Consider the following 18,366-nt stretch of genomic DNA (forward strand, 5'->3'; position numbering starts at 1 on the left):
CTATACAGGTTTATTTATTATTTCAGTTAGTATTTGTTATTATAATAAGTTTATTAAGATATCTAAAATTCGAAGTTAATGAAGATTCTATCACTTTTAACAGTTCTGTTTTATTAACTATAATATCTTTCTCTTTTTTAGGGAATGGAGTTTTAAATGCAAGTGTAGAATTGAGGACACAAAGTTATAAGCAAGTTTACCTGAACAACGGAAGTAGGGTGAAGGCAGCATTATACATATTATTAATAGATCTACTAGAATGTTTAACACAGTCAGTATTAGCAGGTTTAATAGTAATGATGTTTAGTCAGGGTATTCATAGTGAAGTAAATTTTTATTATTACTTGTTTGGTTCAGTTGTATACTTTTTAGCGGGTTACTCTTTTTCCTTTTTATGCGGTAATTCAATGATTGCACTTGCAATTTTGCTATTATTTCCTATACTCGTGTTGCCTTTTATAGATAGGGTTTTACCAATAGCTTCAAGTGTAATAATATATGATTTAGTTTTTCAGCTAATACATACAAACTATTCTATAATGCGTTTTATTGTATTTATAATTTGGCTTTTTGGATTATTCTTTACGAGTTATTGCCTTATTAGAAAGGAATTTTTAAAGTAACCCAAATAAAGATTGTTTTTTTAGATGAGACAACATCGAATTTAGATAGATTGACTGAAAAATAGATACAAGACTTTGGAGCACATATTCTGTTACTTAAAAATGAGCATTATTGAGATTTGGTAGAAACTCAATTTATTGAATTATCAATTATATGCTAATTTTGAAATGTATTTTCGATTTTTAATTATGTTACAATATATTCAAAACGTACGAGGGAAAAAATGGTAAAGTCAAAAATTCTAGTTATTGACGATGATTTAAAAATTTTAAGATTGATTAAGAATATTCTGGAGAAAAACTCCTATGTAGTTGAAACTAGAAATTCTGTCGAAGATATTAACCTATGTGACTTCATAGGATTTGATTTGATTATACTGGATATAATGATGCCAGTGAGTGGTATTGATATTTGTAGTAGTATCAGAAGTCAGATTCAAACACCCATAATTTTTATAACTGCTAAAAACCTTGAAGAAGATATTGTTGAAGCTATTGGAATAGGTGCAGATGATTTTATTACCAAACCATTCGGTATGAAGGAGTTGGTTGCAAGAGTCAAAATGCATATTAGAAGAGATAAAAGGCTACTTTCTGTCGGAGATACTGAGACTAGTGGTTTACTTCAATTTGATAGGGTAGGAAAGGAATTAATAGTAGACGGTAATAGTATTTCTCTTTCGAGAAGGGAATTCGATTTATTATATTTGTTGTTTACCTATCAAACTAAAATCTTTAGTGTAGAGGAGCTTTATGAATATTTGTACCCTCAAAGTTCAGAAGTTCAGTACCGAAGTATTACAGAGTATATCTATCAGATTCGACAAAAATTGAAACCTTATGGTATTGATCCAATTAAAACTCTTTGGGGTGGGGGATATAAATGGCAAAATCAATAACATTAAAGCAGTTGATAAGAGCAACTTATTTGAAAATTATTTTTCAATTTTTGTTATGTATTTGTTTTTTTTACATTATTCCTACCCTATTTACAGCGGTTGAAGGAATTAATGCTAACAATGTGAATAGCTTTACTATGTTTTTTAGTGTTAGCTCGTGGATTTATCTTTGTGTCATTTTAGTTGTTATAATTGTAAGAAATGTACAAAAACTTCTATATGAAATTCAGAGAGAGATGAAGACAGTATATGAACAAAGCTTATATTCAGACAATAACAAATACTCTAAGCCACTAAGGTTATTTGAATTTATTGAGACAAAAGAACATATTATGAAGATGCAGGATAAAATTCAAAAGATGCTTGAAAAAGAGAAGAAACAAAAGCAAGAGCTAATGTTCAGAGTGTCTTCCGCAGCACATGATTTAAAGACACCTCTAACAATAATTTCAGGTAATGCTGAGTATCTTCAAACATTTGATTTGTCTCCTGAGTTAACTCAATGCTTATTAGATATCGAATCTTCAAGTCAACAACTAGATAATTATTTTAATCAATTTATTCAATATTCAAAAACATTTTATAAAGATAATATCAATAAAGAGCATATTACTTCGGAGCAGCTTGCGTCATGTTTGATTAGAGAATTAACTCCTCTGACAACTGGGACTTGTGTTTTAAATGTATTGAATGAAACCCCATCTGATACTACTATTCATATTGACTTAGTATTATTCTTAAGAGCAATTACTAATCTAGTGAATAATGCAATGTCCTATAGTCAATCAATGATGCCAAAGATAGTTATAAAATTATCTTCTGAGCAAAATAAGATTGTTTTATCGGTTTGGAACGATGGCTCAAGGTTCTCAGCTAATATGATTGATAATGTAGGATCGCTCTTTTACCAAGATAATCAGTCAGGAAACGACTCTCAAAATCACCATTTTGGAATAGGGTTATCTTTTGTAAAAAGAGTCGTAGAACTTCATGATTGGGAACTGAAACTTTCTAATGAAAATAATGGAGCTATGGTTACAATCTATATTGAGTAATATTTTTTAAGTTGAGATATTTATCTAGTTTATATCTGTTCTCTTGTGGTAACATCACTTCTATACTACAATATAGGAGTACAATCACAAAAGGAGACTGCCATGCCGACAGAATATGAAAAAATGATTGCGGGTGAGTTTTATAAGCCTAGCGACCCTGAGTTACGTGCCCTAGCAGCAAAATCGAGAGAAAACCAAATGGCCTTTAATGGGGAACCTGACCGTCTCAAGAGAGCTGAAGTTGTCAAATCTTGGTTTGGTTCGACTGGTGAAAATGTTGCCATGAATCCTCAGTTCGTTACGGATTACGGTGTTAATATCCATATCGGTGAAAATTTTTATTCTAACTGGAACTTGACTATGCTAGACGTCTGTCCTATCAGGATTGGTGACAATGCCATGATTGGCCCTAATTGTCAGTTTTTGACGCCCTTACATCCGCTTGATCCAACCGAGCGTAATTCAGGACTTGAATATGGGGCTCCAATTACTATCGGTGATAATTTCTGGGCTGGTGGAGGCGTGACCATCCTTCCTGGCGTTACCCTAGGGGATAATGTAGTAGCTGGGGCAGGAGCCGTCGTGACCAAGTCCTTTGGAGACAACGTGGTTCTAGGCGGGAATCCAGCGCGTGTTATTAAGGAAATTCCTGTAAAGAAAGACTAAATGAAGCAACTCAAGGATTTAAGTCCTTGAGTTTTTTGAAATCTATTGAAAGTTGAGTGGAAATCTCTTGAAAAGTTATTGACATTACCTCCTAAAACTCTTATACTAAATAACGTTAGTTAGCTAACAATGTAGTTAAGGAGTCATGTTTTGGACCATTTTGGACGCTTGTTGAAGCAAGCCAATAACAATATGATGCGCCACTTTGATCAGTTTGCTAGGCAGTATGATTTGACTGGAAATCAGATGGCCATTATCGATTTTATAACCCATCATGCTAATCATGAGGTATTTCAACGTGACATTGAGCATGAATTTGAGATTCAGCGTTCGACAACGACAGTTCTCTTACAGCGGATGGAGAAAAAAGGCCTTATCGAACGACATACCTCATCGAAAGACGCTAGGCAAAAAGCGGTTGTTTTAACGGATAAGGCAGTAAAAATCGCGTCTGCCTGCCAATCCTATCTTCGAAAAGAAGAGGAAGAGTTTGCCCAGCAATTTTCATCTGAAGAGAGAGAAGTCTTTCTCAAAATCTTACAACACTACCGCAATATTTAAGTTTATATAAGAGGAACAAATACTTATGTCAGACGAAAAAATCTCCACTAAGATCCTGTGTGCCATCTTTGCGACAGGAATCCTTTCTTTTTGTGGAGTGGCTGGTGAAACAGCTATGAACATCACCTTTCCTGTATTGATGAAGGTATTTTCGGTTAATACGTCAACAGTACAGTGGGTTACAACCATCTACCTATTAGTCGTTGCTTGCGTGGTGCCCTTATCTGCCTATCTCAAGCGCTCATTTAAGATGAAGACCATCTTTCTGGTCGCAAACCTTTTGTCTATTTTAGGTGTTCTTATCGACTTTATAGCGCCTAGTTTTAGCTTTGTTGTTCTGGGACGATTGGTTCAAGGAATGGGTGTTGGTTTTGCCCTACCTCTCATGTTTAACATCATTTTGGAGCAGGTGCCAAGTCGTAAGATTGGTCTCATGATGGGAGTTGGGACACTGATTACAGCTGTCGCTCCAGCGATTGGACCGACTGTTGGTGGACTTTTGACAGCGCATTTTGGTTGGCGTTCTATCTTCCTCATTCAGTTTCCTATTCTCTTGGCTTCACTGATTGCAGGGCTTCGCTCGATTGAGCAAAAGAGTGAGGTTAAACGTGAATCTTTAGATATCCTCAGTCTACTGGCTACCATCTTTCTTTTCTTGGGCCTGATTTTAGGTCTTCATGGGGTTGCTGAACATGCCTTCTTCAGCTTCTCAGTCTTAGGTTGGCTTTTGATTGGGATCTTAGGTCTTGTCATTTTGATTTGGCGTTCTACAACATTAGAAAATCCCATCATCAACCTCTCTATTTTGAAAAATCTTAAACTGACAGGTCATATCATCGCTTTCTTTTCTTTCCAATTGGGTTCCCTTGCGATGAGTTTCCTCTTGCCAAACTATGTGCAGTTGGTTAACAACTCTAATACCACTCTTGCAGCCTTGATGCTCCTCCCAGGAGCTATCATTGGTGCAGGATTTGCTCCGTTTTCGGGTATCATTTTAGATAAGATGGGAGCTCGTAAACCAATTCTGATTGGAGCAAGCCTTATCGTTCTTGCTCAGTTGCTATTTAGCTTGTTTGGTCTCTCCCTTTCAAATACTTTGATTCTCGCCTTTTACATGATTTTCATGACGGGACTCGGGGTTGCCTTTGGTAATGTCATGACTAATGGACAGAAACAACTGTCGCTTGATCAACGAGCCGATGCTAATGCCATCTTTAACACGCTCCAACAATTTGCAGGAGCAGTGGGAACAACACTAGCATCTCTAATTGTTGCTATGAGTCAAGCTAACCACAAGATTGACTTTGCACGAGCAACGGCTCAAGGTAGTCGAAATGGCTTTGTGGTCCTATTTGTTTTGGCTATTTTCCAACTCCTTGTCTTATTTAGTGTTGTTAAAAAGAATGATTAATAACAAGTTTGAAGCAAAGGAAACATGCTTTCCCTTGCTTTTTCTTTCCTTAATTGAAATACTAATCTTACTGCAAATTTTAGTATTATGTTAAGGTTTATGACTTATAATAAACTTAAAGAATAAACCAGTCTTCGATGAAGAGGATAGAAGAAAGGAAAGACCAATGTCTTTACTCAAGAAAATTCGTCCCGAACAACCACTAAAGAATCTTAGGTGGTTTGATATCGGTATTGTTACGCTGATTATGTTTGGTGAGTTTATTGTCCGTTCAACACAAATATATTTGGCAAGTTTGGCTCCAAGCGTTTCCACAGCAATCAGTGAGACATCAACAAATACAGCCAGTGAGGGAGCAGGCTATTCAAGTAATTTCACCTTGCAGATTATTCTCCTAACCTTAGCGATTATATATCTCTGGATACGTCATTTTGACTTTAAACAATTACTTATACGCCTAAAGTGGTCTGTTCTCTTTTGGGTACCCTTTATTTTCGCTATTTCAGGCCTATTTGCCGATATGGTTAGCACCTTGTCAGGACAGTATAATTATTTTAGTCCTCAAGTTTTAGCTTATATTAACCCTATGGCTGTTATTGATAAGTTTATGGCTTTGTCACCTATGGCCATTGCTTACGGACTGCTTAACGGTTTCTACGAGGAATTTTTCTTCTTAGGGCTTTTGACCTCAGTAAAGGACAAGTATAAATGGTGGGTCTTGGTCTTTTCAACCATTGTCCGTGTGTCCTTCCATACCTATCAGGGGATACTATGGGCTCTGGTTATCGGTGTGGTCTTTGGTCTACTTTATTATTTCCTTTATAAATACAAGGTCAAAAACTTGCTTCCATTCTTCCTCATGCATGCCTTGGCGGATATGTTTGGCTCGAGTCTAATTTATCTCTTGGTAAACTGGAATTATTAGTAAAACAACTCCCTTCGTTTAAGTACGAGGGGAGTTTCCTTTTATTGTTAGATGTATCTTAATTAGCTTAGTATTATCGCTTTTAATTTAATAGTTCTTGGAAGAAGTTTTCTACCTCAGGATGAAGATTAGTTTCCTTAAGTGTAACTAGTGAAACATAAAGCGACATGCGTTCCTCTTTAACCATTGGGATAGAAATTAAATCTTTGTCTTCCTTTGTTATAGCGATTTCAGAAAGAAGACTGATACCAATTTTTTTACGAAGGAGTTGCTTAAGCAAATTAATATCATCTGTTTGAAAGAATGGTGTTGCAGCATGATGATATTGATTATTCAAATGTTGAAAAGCATTTAGATGAACAAAATGTTCGTCTAAAATAATAAAATTTTCATTTAGAACATCAGAGAAAGCGATAGCTTCCTTATCTGCCAATGAGTGGCCTGAAGGTAGAATATAATAAAGATCACTTGTCATAAGAGTTTTAACTGAAAATCGTTTATCGATAATCGGTTCTAAGCTTCCAATAAAACTGGCATCTAGTTCTCCCTTAGACAAGAGGTCTAGAAGTTCAATAGAACCTTCTTGTATAGGGTGAATGTTTCGAAGTGCTGAGACATTTTCAATAAAAGCAGGCTCTTTACGAACAAGATAGTCAATAATAAGAGGCGGAAACCCAATTGTATCATAGGGAGAAATGCTTCGAAGTATTTCTTTTTGGGCACCTTGTATTTCTGGAAGAGCTTTCTTTACATGTCGTAGCAATATATCACCTTGTGGAGTTAGCTTAAATGTCCTATGTGAAGGATCATGCACAAGTAATTGACAATGAAACTCCTTTTCTAAACGTTTAATGGCATAAGAAATAGATGGTTGACTCACCCCGTTTTTTCGAGCTACTGCAGTGAAAGATTGCAGGTTGCTTAGGTCATAAAAATAGTATAAGTCTTTAAGATTCATAAAATCACACTTTCAAAAAATTGTTAAAAAGAGTTACATAGACAAGGCTAGATGAGACGATAAGTAAATATTATCCGTAGTGATGTGTTTGACTATAACTTTTTTATTGAGTTAGAATATGATGATGAGTCAGGAGATGATTATAGGTTATCAAGAATATCTTCAAAAATAGCTAGGATTTTCTCCCTTTTATCAACAGGAACTTGTTTCAGCTTCATGTTAACTCTTTTCAATGAGAGATTATCGGTTTGGTCAGTGGTGGGCTCGAGGCTATTGAAATTGAAAAAGTCCTCTGGTGTCAAGTTTAAGGCGACAATCACTTTTTCTAGACTGTGAATGGTCAGATTCACATTTTGGTTTTCTAATTGATTGATATACTTGAGTCCGAGTCCTGCCTGTTCCGAAAGTTCCTCCTGGCTCATTTTGTTTTGTTTACGAAAATATTTCACTTTTTGTGAAATATATTTTTGTAGATAATTATTAGTTGTCATATAAACAGAATACAAGTTTTAAATGACAAAAATAACTTTTTAAACAATACAAAGTATACTATAAAATCCATATTGTTGTTTATTAGTTCAATATGCTAGTCTCTATTAGTACCATCACAATTGTTGCTACTATACAGCCTGTAAAACAAATGTGTTATACGGTTATGCACAGATAAAGTGGTTGTCCATTTGTATCTGGAGGAAAGATGATAACTGGTTGTATAGTTGATTCTGTCATAATTCTTTTTGCCCATTATAACATAAAAGAAATGAGTGGACACTATAAAACACATTGTTCTTTAAAACGACTATTTTAAGTAGTATAATATAAGTAAAAAGGAGGTTGCACTATGACTGCACATGATATTTTAAACAATCCTTTCCTCAATAAAGGTACTGCCTTTACCTTAGAGGAGCGAAAGGAACTAGGCCTTATTGGTTTACTGCCACCGTATGTTCAAACGATTGAAGAACAAGCGGCGCAAACTTATGCGCAAATGCAAACAAAAGCCAATGATTTGGAAAAGCGTCTTTTCCTAATGGAAATTTTTAACACCAACCGAACTCTTTTCTATTACCTCTTTTCTCAACATTTGGAGGAATTCAATCCAATTGTATACGATCCAACCATTGCAGATACCATTGAAGGCTATAGTGACCTCTTTGTAGATCCACAATATGCGGGATATCTTGATATCAATCATCCTGAAAATATTGAAGCCACTTTGAAAAATGCTGCTGGGGATCGCGAGATTCGTCTCATTGTTGTAACAGATGCAGAAGGAATCCTTGGAATCGGTGACTGGGGAACAAATGGTGTCGACATTTCTGTTGGGAAATTGATGGTCTATACGGGTGCTGCTGGAATCGATCCTTCTATGGTCCTTCCTTTAGTTATTGATGCAGGGACTAACCGTGAAGAACTTCGTAACAATCCTAATTACTTAGGAAATCGTCATGAACGGGTTCGCGGAGATCGTTACTACGACTTTATTGACCAATTTGTTCAAACAGCAGAACGTCTCTTTCCTAAACTCTACCTTCACTGGGAAGACTTCGGTCGCTTGAATGCTGCCAATATTCTTGAAAAATACCGGAAACAAATTCCAACTTTTAATGATGATATTCAAGGTACAGGAATCGTTACCTTGGGTGGTATCTTTGGTTCACTGGATATTAGTGGTGAAAAATTAACAGATCAAGTTTATCTCTGCTATGGTGGTGGTACTGCGGGTGCAGGAATTGCCTCTCGTGTTCTTCGTGAAATGGTGAGTGAAGGTCTTTCTGAAGAAGAAGCCTATAAACGTTTCTTTATGGTTGATAAACAAGGTCTTCTCTTTGATGACATGGATGACCTAACTCCTGAACAAAAACCGTTTGCTAAGAAACGTGCTGACTTTAGTAATGCAGACAAGTTGACTGACCTGCTTGAAGTAGTGAAGACTGTGAAGCCAACCATTCTTGTAGGAACTTCGACTCAACCTAATACCTTCACTAAAGAAATAGTAGAAGCTATGTGTGAAAACACAGAGCGTCCAATGATTTTCCCTTTGTCAAATCCAACTAAATTGGCAGAAGCAAGTGCCAAAGATTTGATTGAATGGTCAGATGGCAAAGCTTTTGTCGCAACAGGAATTCCTGCTGATACAGTTTCTTATAAAGGTGTCGACTATGTGATTGGTCAAGCCAATAATGCCTTGATTTACCCAGGTCTTGGTCTAGGTATGCTGGCTTCTGAAGCAAGTCTTTTGACTGATGAAATGATTGGAGCAGCGGCTCATTCATTGAGTGGTATTGTCAATCCAGGCCAACCAGGAGCTCCTGTCTTGCCACCATTCAAGTATGTAGCAGATGTTTCTATTAAAGTAGCAGAAGCAGTCGCTAATAAAGCGCAAGAGCAAGGTCTTGCGCGTGCTAAGGAAACAGATATGGCCAAAGCAGTTCGTGATTTGAAATGGTATCCAGAGTATAAATAATTCACTGCTGCTGTCTATCCTTCGCTAGCGACAGATTTGTATGGGCTGTGGACTTAAGTAATTTAGAAAGGATACCTATGTCACTCTTTTTAACCTCGATTACGAGTATCATTCCGATTATCGCTATCATTGTTTTGGGGTATATTCTTCAGGTGAAGGGATGGTTTGGAGATGCCTTTGGATCTAACCTATCCCGTTTGATCATGAATGTAGCCTTGCCAGCGTCAATCTTTGTGTCGGTGATGAAATACCTGACACTAGATAAACTAATCAGTCTTTCTGGAGGTCTCCTTTATACATTTGTGGCCTTTATCTTGGGCTATATCGTAGCTTATATTGCAGTTGTGGTTTTCAGGGTTCGTCCAGGACGGCGAGGAACCATGATTAATACCTTTGTGAATGCCAATACTATTTTTATTGGTTTACCTTTAAACGTTGCTCTTTTTGGTGATCAGGCTCTTCCTTATTTCTTAATTTACTATATCACCAACACGATTTCCACCTGGACATTGGGCGTGTATTTGATGACGAGCGATAGTAAATCGGGTCAAAGCAAGAAGACAAGTAAATTTGACTGGAAGAAATTGCTACCAGCTCCGCTTGTAGGTTTTCTTGTGGCTCTACTATTTTTGATTCTCCGAATCTCTATTCCAGATTTCGCAACGAATACCTTAACCTATGTTGGAAATATCGTCACTCCCCTATCTCTGATTTATATTGGTATCGTTCTTGCAAAAGCAGGCTTGAAAACTATTACTTTTGATAAAGATACAATTGTCACTTTAGTTGGACGCTTTATCCTAGCTCCTCTAATCATGCTTCTTGTATTGAAGTTCTTTGCACCAAATATGGCGACAGTAGAATTTAAGACCTTTATGATTCAGTCCGCTACACCAGCTTTGGCTGTTCTCCCGATCCTTGCTAATCAGGGAAAAGGAGATGTGGAATTCTCTACGAATGTAGTGACTCTAAGTACGGTTCTATTTATCGTTGTTATTCCAATATTACAAACCTTGTTAGGATAAGAGGAAGAGATTGTGAGAACAATTTTGAATGGCGTGAAAAAATGGCAGAGACTTATCAAACTTGTGCTATTTTTATCTATTGCTAGTCTGGTTATTGTAGAGATAATCAGACTTTTTAAGACCATTTCGTTTGATAAGATTGGAGCAATCTTTGGAGAACTCTCTCCAATAAAAGTCATTAGTTTAGCTTTGCTTGGTTTTATGGCTGTTGCACCTATGGTATTCTATGATAAAATCTTAAATAAAGAGCTTAATCAGAAACAAAAATTATCTTACTTACTAGAGACAAGTTGGACTATTAATAGCTTGAATAATATGATTGGCTTCGCCGGTTTGGTGGATGTTAGTTTACGATATTCCTTCTATGGAGATGAGGAACGACCTGAGAAAAGTATGCAGGGAATTTCTCGTGTCATACCTTATTTTATGAGTGGATTTTCACTGTTTGCCCTGATAAGCTTGGTTTTGACATGTTTATTCCCTTTATCAATTGGGATTAAGCAGTATTGGCCAGCTCTTTTAGGAGCTAGTCTATATCTTCCAATTGTTTTATTGGTTTCAAACAGAAAAAAATGGGCCTATTTTAGTCAACTGAGTGGAAGGACAATTAAATCTTTAGTATTTGCTTCTGGCCTTGATTGGGCTAGCGTATTAAGTTTTTTTCTTTTGGTTGGGTATGCTTTAGGCTATAATTTACCAATTTATGATACAATCCCCCTCAAGGGATTTAGTTCTGTATAAAACGGAGCTAAATCCTTTTTATATAGTAAAATCAATACCATTAGGAATTGATTTGATTTTTATTAAAAATATGAGATAATAGACTCGGACTAAGTTTAAACAGCAATTTTAGAGGGAGACAATTATGTCAAAACGACTATTATCGGATGAGCCGAATACCCCCAAATCCCTTAAGGAGCTTTTCTGGGAAAATGCGGAAAAAGCTCGTATGGGGGAATTTTGGAAAGACAAGAAGAGTTACAAAGAGCTTTCAGAAGCTACGGGGATTCCGTCAGGAAACCTTCGAATGCTTTTCATGAACAAGCCTAAGGGAAATATTCCAAAGATTGTAACCATTACTAACGGTCTGGCCAAGGTGACTGGGAAAAACATTACACTTGGGAAGCTCTTAGCTCGAGATAATCAGCATGAGGGTTTTGAGTTTCCAAGAAATCCTGATCAGGTCACCCAGAACTTGTGGCACAACATTCGCAAGAAGTTGGAAATCACGGAAGATATGGCTGAGGGGGAAGTCAGAGAACGCATGACAGCCTTTGTAGTCTCATCTGGTATGGCTCAAACCAACTATAATCTGATCAATCAAACAGGAACGGTATCGCTTGATACTTTGGAAAAATTTTCTAAAAGGCTTAGAGTCGAGCCTTATGAATTATTAGCTACCATAAGACGAAGGGAGATTGTTGATAAGGTTGAAGGTCCTATTCCTAAGGGAAATGACAGCGACTCTCACATTGATATTGGCAAGCTTAATACTTTCATTAAATCACAACCTTACTCGCCCAATGGTCAAGAGGTGGCATCTGCAGACTTAAGCCCACAGAATCTCTATCATTATTATGCCAAGGGAAATGTCGGAGATATGCCCATAAAAACAGCCTATAAGTTTAAAAGACTAGTGGATATTTATGAAGCAGAATATGGTATTCTTGAACCTTCAAGCAGAGTTTTAGATGTCAAGGAATTGGAAAAATTCCTTTATAGTGGCATGATCACCGGCTATGCCATTTCTAAGACAGGGTTGATGAATGCGACCAATGGAAATCTCTATATCAAGGGCAAACGTCCTATCGAATCTATGCAACTGGATCGGGCCTTCGGTCTCTATAAACACTTAAAAAGACTGAAAAAGGACCAATAAATTCTTTACCTAACAAAAAGCCCAAATCAATAGTTTGATTTGGACTTTTTGTTTGTCGTTTATCTGTATGACGAATGAGAATAATTTTAGTCGATTTGCGGACTTATTTTACAATTGCTTCACACGTCCATTTTCATCAAAATGATAAGTCACACCATTGATGGTACGAGTTTGGTTGGTGACGAGCTCACCAGAGTTGTCATCGTAGTAACGAGTTCCCTTGTAGTCTGTAACGAAATCGCCCTTCACTTGTTTACCTTCATAATCGAAGTAGAGGTGTTGACCATTGATGACTTGATCAAAGAGGAGGGCCTTACCATCCTTACCGAAGTAGTACCAGTTGCCCTTCCAATTAACGAATTGGTTAGTTACCGCAGCACCTGTTTCAGCATCGAAGTAGTAGTAACTGTGGATTTTAGGTTCGATGATAGTACTACTAGATGTCCGAGGATATCTAGTAGACTCTTTTTGCTCAGGACTAAGCACTTTATCTTTTGCGAGATAACCAGTAACTAAGCTTGTAGACTCTGTATTATCGAGATAATAGAGTTTCCCATCGATTTCTTGAAGACCGAGAAGTTTATTACCATTTTCATCAGTATAGTACCAATCGCCACCTACTTGATGGAATCCTTTTTCTCTGACTGCTGCTCCAGTAACCTCATCGTAGAAAGGTCCTGAACCGGAAGGCCCAAAAGTTCCTTGACGGGCTTGTCCATTTTCATAGAACGAATAGATTACACCATTAATGGTATGAGAACCAGAAAGTGGTTTACCATCTTTATCATAATAGAAGAGCCCATTATCAGCACGAACAAATTGGTTCCGTGGGACTTCCTTCTGTTCACCGGTATCCTTATCATAGTAGTGGCCATTTTTAACTTCGTTTTTGAATTGTGTTCCGAGGTGGTCGTCAAAGTAGACAGGGACACCATCAATGGTATGAGCACCTTTTAGAATATTGCCTTGCTTATCTGCATAGAACCACTTACCTCGAGTTGTAAAGTAACGCCCCTTAACAAGTTCACCAGTATTCTTGTCATAATACTTAACTGGGATACCAAAGACAACAAAGCTATCATAGAGAACATTAATACCATCTTTATCTACAAAGCCATCTTTAGCTTGTGTTCCAAATATTCTATCAAAATGTACCTGAACACCATTGATGACATGGTCACCTTTAAGGATTTTGCCATTTGAACCGACATAATACCACTGGTTATTAATATTATGGAAACGATTCTTTTCAAGTGTGATTCTCGCACCAGAGTCTTTATCATAGTAGTAACCGTCGTCTCCAAAATCGCCTTTAACTTGTCGGCCATAATAAGAATCAAAGTAGACAGGGACATTATTTATGGTTTGTGAACCTTTTAATGGTTTGCCCTCAGCATCCACATAGTACCAATATTTATCTATATTGACATAACGGTTGGTTACAAGTGCACCAGTTGAGGCATCGTAGTATTTACCATTACCTCCGAAGCCACCTTTCACTTGGGCACCGGTCTTTTTATCGAAGTAGTACTCTTTACCATCAATACGAGTAGCACCCTTCATGGCTACACCTTTTGCGCCAACGAAGTAGCTCTTATCGTTGACTGTTACGAATCGGTTGCTTACTAGCTTACCAGTGTGTTCATCATAATAGCGGTTATCCTTGTCAAAATTCCCTTTAATTTGAACACCATTTTCATCGAAATAGAGCTGAGCCCCATTAATGATATGGCTGCCCTTTATAATTTGTCCTCTATCATTGAGATAGTACCATTTTCCTTTGATTTCAACAAAACGATTGGTTCCTAAATTAACGAAAACACCATCCTGATCGTAAAAGTGTCCATTAGGAGCAAAGCGATCAATGATTTGAGTCCCAAATTTATCGTCAAAGTAGGATGATCGACGATTAATTCGATACTCACCATACACAGGATTTCCATCTTCATCTAGATAGTAACGTTCATATTGTTTCGTATCGTTGCTGTAGGCCACGATAAATTGATTTTTGAGAAGAGCACCAGAATCTTTATCATAGAAATTTAGTTTTTTAGCATCATTAGGGTCTTTAGCAAAAACGCCTTTAGCTTGAATGCCATTTTCTTTATCGAAATAGACTTGAACCCCATCTATGGTTTGTGGTCCAGTCAGATCCTTACCATTGGCATCTCTGTAATGCCATTTGCCGTTTTGGTCGCTGTAATATTGACCGCCTGTAACGTTTAAGTCCTCATTGATAACAGGAGTTGTCGCAGTTGTTTCACTAGTGGTACTGTCTCTTGTTGAAGCTGTGTGTGCTTCAACGTTGGCTGTTTCAGTAGGTGATTGACTTTCATTAGTGCTTGCTGAAGCCCTTTCTCTAGCGTTTTCCGAACTTGCTAACTCTGGAGCAACTGTTGAACTTTCAGCAGAAGCAGTTGCCTCAATTCCCTTTGTTTCAACTAAATCTGCTGTTGTTTCAAGATTGGCAGTAACACTTGCTGTCGTGTCATTCTTGAGTGTTTCACTAGCAGTTACTTCATCCGCAAAAGCAGCTCCTGCAATAAGTGCAAAACTAGCAAGAGCAGATGCACATGAAAACGCAATCAGATACTTTTTAGATGCGTGTTTTTTGGCCTTATCATTTTTTTCCATAATAAATACCCCCTTTTAATTTATATTATAAGACAATAAGAAAGCCTTTTCAAGATTAAAATGAAAAGGCTTTCTTATAATGTGAAAAGGAGTAGACAAAAAAGAAAAGTATGCTTTTCTTTGAATATTAAGTGAGATGTTGCCAGTTCTTACTAAATCCAAGATTCATAAAAAACAAAAAAATCCAGGACCTGAGCCCTGAATTTAGGAGATTATGAAAAAGAAAAGTTTTAGGATAGTTATAGTATATAAATCAAATCCTAAAGTTTGCTTAAAGTAGACAAAAATTATTTTCTTGGATTTTTAAAAGGAAGTTGAAATAAATCAACTTCCTTTAGTATAGATATATTTTGAGAAAAAATTAGTCTACTTTCCTACATTCTCTAAAATTGCTTCGCACGTCCATTTTCATCAAAGTGATAAGTCACACCATTGATGGTACGTGTTTGGTTGGTGACGAGCTCACCAGAGTTTTCATCATAGTAACGAGTTCCCTTGTAGTCTGTAACGAAATTGCCCTTCACTTGCTTACCTTCATAATCAAAGTAGAGGTGTTGACCATTGATGACTTGATCAAAGAGGAGGGCCTTACCATCCTTACCGAAGTAGTACCAGTTGTCCTTCCAATTGACGAATTGATTGGTTACCGCAGCACCTGTTTCAGCGTCGAAGTAGTAAGTTGGGTTGTCTTCTGCTCTATTTGGGAAGGAAATATAAAAGTAAGGTCTAGCTAATTGTCCACGAACTTGTTCGTGCGTTTCGTATTTGTTCATTGGATTGTTAGAGAAGAAATAAAGCTTACCATCAATTTCTTTAAGTCCCCTTGCCTTAGTACCATTAGCATCAATATAGTACCAGTCCTTACCAACTTGAAGGAATCCAGTTTTATTTACAGCAGCCCCTGTTTCTTTATCGTGATAAGGAAAGGACCCATAGATTTCGAAAGAATCTCGAAGAATTTCACCATTATTTAGTATGTAATAATCCTTACCATCAATGGTTTTATTTCCTTTTTGACCTTTGCTATCAAAGTAGTACAACTTATCTCCTACCTTAACAAATTGATCACGAGGAACATCTTGGCGAACTCCAGAATCTTTATCATAGAAATAGCCATCAGCGATAATACCTTTAGCTTGAACTCCATAATCATCAAAATAAACGTGTACCCCATCAATGGTTTGTGAGCCTTTAAGGATATTTCCTTCCACATCTGCATAGTACCATTTACCATCATGGCTGAAGTATTGACCTTTTACAAGAGCGCCGGAATCTTTATCGTAGAACTTACTAGGTTTATTGTATGCATTGTATTTTTTTTTGTTTATTAGTCGTCCATTCGAATCAATGAAGCCGCCTTTAGTCTGTATACCGTCATATGGATCAAAATGAACTTTTACCGCGTCAATAGTTTGTTCGCCCTTGAGAATTTTACCCTCATCATTGACGTAGTACCAATTATCATTAACCTGGACGTAGCGGTTTGTTCCTAAATCTACTTTGGCCCCAGAATCTTTGTCATAGAAGTATCCATCATTACTAAAGACACCTTTAGCTTGCTTACCACTATAAGAATCAAAGTATACAGGAATATTGTTAATGGTTTGAGAACCTTTAAGCCGTTTACCGTCATTACCTACGTAGTACCAGTCTTTGTCGACTTGGACATAACTATTGGTTACGAGAGCACCAGTGATTCCATCATAATATTTATCGTTAGTTGCGAAATTTCCTTTGACTTGGGCTCCAGTTTTCTCATCAAAGAAGTATTCAATGTTGTCAATGACTGTTGCCCCTTTGATGGCTTTGCTATCGGCTCCAATAAAGTAGGTTTTGTCTTTAACTGTTACGAAACGATTAGTAACTAGATTTCCAGAGTCTTTATCGTGAAACTGCATTTTATAGTCAAAGTCTCCCTTAACTTGGATACCGTTGTAGCCAAAGTAGACGTGAGCACCATCAATAGTTTGTGCATATTTGAGAATAGCACCATCCTTACCCACATAGTACCAGTTACCTTTGATTTGAACATAACGGTTGGTACCTAGGTCAACTCGGTTACCATCCTGATCATAGAAGTAGCCATCGTCACCAAAATTGTCGAAGACTTGTTTTCCGTTAAATTCAAAGTAGACTTGTTTACCATCTATTATTTTAGAACCTCTTACACGAGAACCCTGATTATCCACATAGTAACGTTCATTTTGGCGGGTATAGTTATCGTAGGCAATAACGTAGTTATTAGTAATTAATGCACCCGAATCTTTATCGTAATAGTGTTCAGTATTGTCAGTATCATCTTTAACAAAATACCCTTTAACTTGAATACCATTTTGATAGAAGTAAACCTTAACGCCATCAATGGTTTGTGGTCCCTTTAAAATAGCACCATCATTTCCAGCATAGTACCATTCCCCGTTTAATTCGAAATAGCGGTTTGTTCCGAAATCCACTTGCTTACCGTCCTTGTCATAATAACGGTCATCAGGAGCAAAATTGTTTGTAATTAGTTCCCCGTGTTTATCAAAATAATTCCATGCTCCATTAATTTCTTTGGGTCCGATTACTTTATTACCATTTTCATCAACGTAATAGGTTCTACCATATTCTTTAACGAATTTATTAGTAACAAGAGCACCAGAGTTTTTGTCATAATAGTGATTGTCCCAGCCAAAGTTCCCTTTAACCTGAACACCGCCTGGAGTGAAGTAGACCTTAACGCCATCAATAGTTTGTGGTCCAGTCAGGTCTTTACCACTAGCATCTTTGTAATGCCAGTAGCCATTCTTATCACTGTAGTATTGACCACCGGTGACATTTGTTTCACCGTTTGAAGTTTTGTTAGCTGTTGCTGTCTCACTGGCAGCTCGGTCTGTAGTTACAGTTTCGCGTGTTTGGCCTGAGGCTGATTCTGCAGGTGATTGACTTTCACTTGCAGTTATTGAAGCTGTTTCACTGGCAGTTTCAGAGCTTGCAGCAGAAGTTGTGGCTTGTTCTGAGACATTTGTAGTGCTTTCAGTGCTGGCTGCCTTTTCGGTAGTAGCAGGAGCTTCGACAACTTTAGTTTCTACGAGGTCTGCTGTGGTTTCCACATTGGTTGTGGTAGCAGTAGTTGCATCAAGGTTTGATGTGTTGTCAGCTTTAGCTTCCTCAGCGAGGGCAGGTCTTGCGATAAAGGCAAAACTTGCAAGAGCAGTTGCACATGAGAATGCAATCAGACGTTTTGTGGACTTTTGTCCGGTAAAATTAGAATGTACTTTCAT

Annotated in this window: 15 protein-coding genes; 11 read left to right on the forward strand and 4 right to left on the reverse strand. The window is 37.2% G+C overall.

What is annotated here, in order from left to right; translation table 11 throughout:
• Nucleotides 1-2: 2 nt before the first annotated feature.
• From H7U04_RS00005 to H7U04_RS00035, 7 genes are all read left to right on the forward strand, one after another.
• Entirely contained in the window at nucleotides 3-623 is a 621-nt protein-coding gene (locus H7U04_RS00005) for a hypothetical protein (protein ID WP_311632969.1), read from the forward strand.
• Nucleotides 624-847: 224 nt separating this feature from the next.
• Nucleotides 848-1,522, forward strand: a complete 675-nt coding sequence (locus H7U04_RS00010) for a response regulator transcription factor (RefSeq protein ID WP_201059191.1) — start codon at nucleotides 848-850, stop codon at nucleotides 1,520-1,522.
• On the forward strand, nucleotides 1,507-2,577 hold the full coding sequence (locus H7U04_RS00015; protein WP_073689457.1) for a sensor histidine kinase: 1,071 nt from the start codon (nucleotides 1,507-1,509) through the stop codon (nucleotides 2,575-2,577). Before H7U04_RS00010 ends, H7U04_RS00015 begins: the two co-directional genes overlap by 16 nt.
• Nucleotides 2,578-2,679: 102 nt before the next feature.
• The gene (locus H7U04_RS00020) at nucleotides 2,680-3,243 is read left to right on the forward strand and encodes a sugar O-acetyltransferase (protein ID WP_049546091.1); all 564 of its coding nucleotides are present in this window, start codon (nucleotides 2,680-2,682) and stop codon (nucleotides 3,241-3,243) included.
• 150 nt (nucleotides 3,244-3,393) lie between these two features.
• Nucleotides 3,394-3,804: a MarR family winged helix-turn-helix transcriptional regulator gene (locus H7U04_RS00025; RefSeq protein ID WP_049546092.1), complete on the forward strand. Its 411-nt coding sequence runs from the start codon at nucleotides 3,394-3,396 to the stop codon at nucleotides 3,802-3,804.
• A 25-nt stretch (nucleotides 3,805-3,829) separates the two neighbouring features.
• Nucleotides 3,830-5,215: an MFS transporter gene (locus H7U04_RS00030; protein ID WP_070655977.1), complete on the forward strand. Its 1,386-nt coding sequence runs from the start codon at nucleotides 3,830-3,832 to the stop codon at nucleotides 5,213-5,215.
• 166 nt (nucleotides 5,216-5,381) lie between these two features.
• Nucleotides 5,382-6,140 carry a CPBP family intramembrane glutamic endopeptidase gene (locus H7U04_RS00035; RefSeq protein ID WP_201043277.1) on the forward strand — a complete coding sequence of 253 codons (759 nt, stop codon included), beginning with the start codon at nucleotides 5,382-5,384 and terminating at the stop codon, nucleotides 6,138-6,140.
• Nucleotides 6,141-6,222: 82 nt separating this feature from the next.
• Here the strand turns inward: H7U04_RS00035 and H7U04_RS00040 are convergent, their stop codons facing one another.
• Together H7U04_RS00040 and H7U04_RS00045 are read right to left on the reverse strand one after the other, a co-directional pair.
• Complete coding sequence (locus H7U04_RS00040; protein WP_070655973.1) at nucleotides 6,223-7,098, reverse strand: LysR family transcriptional regulator; 876 nt, start codon at nucleotides 7,096-7,098, stop codon at nucleotides 6,223-6,225.
• 140 nt (nucleotides 7,099-7,238) lie between these two features.
• Nucleotides 7,239-7,589, reverse strand: a complete 351-nt coding sequence (locus tag H7U04_RS00045) for a helix-turn-helix domain-containing protein (RefSeq protein WP_037598004.1) — start codon at nucleotides 7,587-7,589, stop codon at nucleotides 7,239-7,241.
• Nucleotides 7,590-7,939: 350 nt separating this feature from the next.
• Between H7U04_RS00045 and H7U04_RS00050 the strand changes: the two genes are divergently transcribed.
• The 4 genes from H7U04_RS00050 (at nucleotide 7,940) to H7U04_RS00065 (ending at nucleotide 12,469) form a co-directional block, all read left to right on the forward strand.
• The gene (locus tag H7U04_RS00050; RefSeq protein WP_201059192.1) at nucleotides 7,940-9,565 is read left to right on the forward strand and encodes a malolactic enzyme; all 1,626 of its coding nucleotides are present in this window, start codon (nucleotides 7,940-7,942) and stop codon (nucleotides 9,563-9,565) included.
• 77 nt (nucleotides 9,566-9,642) lie between these two features.
• Complete coding sequence (locus tag H7U04_RS00055; protein ID WP_201059193.1) at nucleotides 9,643-10,590, forward strand: AEC family transporter; 948 nt, start codon at nucleotides 9,643-9,645, stop codon at nucleotides 10,588-10,590.
• Nucleotides 10,591-10,602: 12 nt separating this feature from the next.
• The gene (locus H7U04_RS00060; RefSeq protein WP_257056757.1) at nucleotides 10,603-11,331 is read left to right on the forward strand and encodes a hypothetical protein; all 729 of its coding nucleotides are present in this window, start codon (nucleotides 10,603-10,605) and stop codon (nucleotides 11,329-11,331) included.
• 124 nt (nucleotides 11,332-11,455) lie between these two features.
• The gene (locus H7U04_RS00065; RefSeq protein WP_155198596.1) at nucleotides 11,456-12,469 is read left to right on the forward strand and encodes a hypothetical protein; all 1,014 of its coding nucleotides are present in this window, start codon (nucleotides 11,456-11,458) and stop codon (nucleotides 12,467-12,469) included.
• A 108-nt stretch (nucleotides 12,470-12,577) separates the two neighbouring features.
• Here H7U04_RS00065 and H7U04_RS00070 read toward each other — a convergent pair whose 3' ends face one another.
• Together H7U04_RS00070 and H7U04_RS00075 are read right to left on the reverse strand one after the other, a co-directional pair.
• Entirely contained in the window at nucleotides 12,578-15,103 is a 2,526-nt protein-coding gene (locus tag H7U04_RS00070) for an N-acetylmuramoyl-L-alanine amidase family protein (RefSeq protein WP_155198597.1), read from the reverse strand.
• Nucleotides 15,104-15,486: 383 nt separating this feature from the next.
• On the reverse strand, nucleotides 15,487-18,366 hold the full coding sequence (locus H7U04_RS00075) for a glucosyl transferase (RefSeq protein WP_201059194.1): 2,880 nt from the start codon (nucleotides 18,364-18,366) through the stop codon (nucleotides 15,487-15,489).

It is taken from the genome of Streptococcus sp. 22.1 (assembly GCF_016648645.1).
In the GTDB taxonomy this organism is placed as follows: domain Bacteria; phylum Bacillota; class Bacilli; order Lactobacillales; family Streptococcaceae; genus Streptococcus.

Coding starts and splice junctions, on each gene's coding strand:
- H7U04_RS00010 (WP_201059191.1), top strand. CDS start 848: ATGGTAAAGTCAAAAATTCTAGTTATTGACGATGATTTAAAAATTTTA.
- H7U04_RS00015 (WP_073689457.1), top strand. CDS start 1,507: ATGGCAAAATCAATAACATTAAAGCAGTTGATAAGAGCAACTTATTTG.
- H7U04_RS00020 (WP_049546091.1), top strand. CDS start 2,680: ATGCCGACAGAATATGAAAAAATGATTGCGGGTGAGTTTTATAAGCCT.
- H7U04_RS00030 (WP_070655977.1), top strand. CDS start 3,830: ATGTCAGACGAAAAAATCTCCACTAAGATCCTGTGTGCCATCTTTGCG.
- H7U04_RS00035 (WP_201043277.1), top strand. CDS start 5,382: ATGTCTTTACTCAAGAAAATTCGTCCCGAACAACCACTAAAGAATCTT.
- H7U04_RS00040 (WP_070655973.1), bottom strand. CDS start 7,098: ATGAATCTTAAAGACTTATACTATTTTTATGACCTAAGCAACCTGCAA.
- H7U04_RS00045 (WP_037598004.1), bottom strand. CDS start 7,589: ATGACAACTAATAATTATCTACAAAAATATATTTCACAAAAAGTGAAA.
- H7U04_RS00050 (WP_201059192.1), top strand. CDS start 7,940: ATGACTGCACATGATATTTTAAACAATCCTTTCCTCAATAAAGGTACT.
- H7U04_RS00055 (WP_201059193.1), top strand. CDS start 9,643: ATGTCACTCTTTTTAACCTCGATTACGAGTATCATTCCGATTATCGCT.
- H7U04_RS00065 (WP_155198596.1), top strand. CDS start 11,456: ATGTCAAAACGACTATTATCGGATGAGCCGAATACCCCCAAATCCCTT.
- H7U04_RS00070 (WP_155198597.1), bottom strand. CDS start 15,103: ATGGAAAAAAATGATAAGGCCAAAAAACACGCATCTAAAAAGTATCTG.
- H7U04_RS00075 (WP_201059194.1), bottom strand. CDS start 18,366: ATGAAAGTACATTCTAATTTTACCGGACAAAAGTCCACAAAACGTCTG.